This window comes from Ferrovum myxofaciens, from assembly GCF_000735045.1.
Lineage (GTDB): Bacteria > Pseudomonadota > Gammaproteobacteria > Burkholderiales > Ferrovaceae > Ferrovum > Ferrovum myxofaciens.
This window is the reverse complement of sequence record NZ_JPOQ01000488.1, coordinates 1-253: the sequence shown is the minus strand read 5'-3', so window position 1 is coordinate 253 and position 253 is coordinate 1. Positions and strand designations below refer to the sequence as shown.

Genomic DNA, 253 nt, shown 5'->3' with positions numbered 1-253 from the left:
GAAGGTGGGTGGCATCGCGGAGAAATGGGCCGAAGCCTATGGAACTCAACTTCCGGCATGGAAGCGCCAGGATCGGAAGGGGAAGAACCTGGCCACAGCGGTTGCCTTGGCTGCGCCTGTGATCTCTCGACCTGGGATGAGGCAGGTGATTCTGATGGCGACAGAACACGCTCTGACCATGCCCAAGGCATCGGATTGGGCGCGGGAGAAGTGGCTCACCCGGTTGCCGGAGTTTTCTGATTTCGTGGTGGTT

The 253-nt window shown here is 59.7% G+C and carries 1 protein-coding gene; it reads left to right on the top strand.

Annotation, left to right across the window (positions count from 1 at the left end):
• Window positions 1-253, top strand: a 253-nt coding sequence (locus IV91_RS18745) for a hypothetical protein (RefSeq protein ID WP_035418866.1), incomplete at both ends; no start/stop codon positions are given.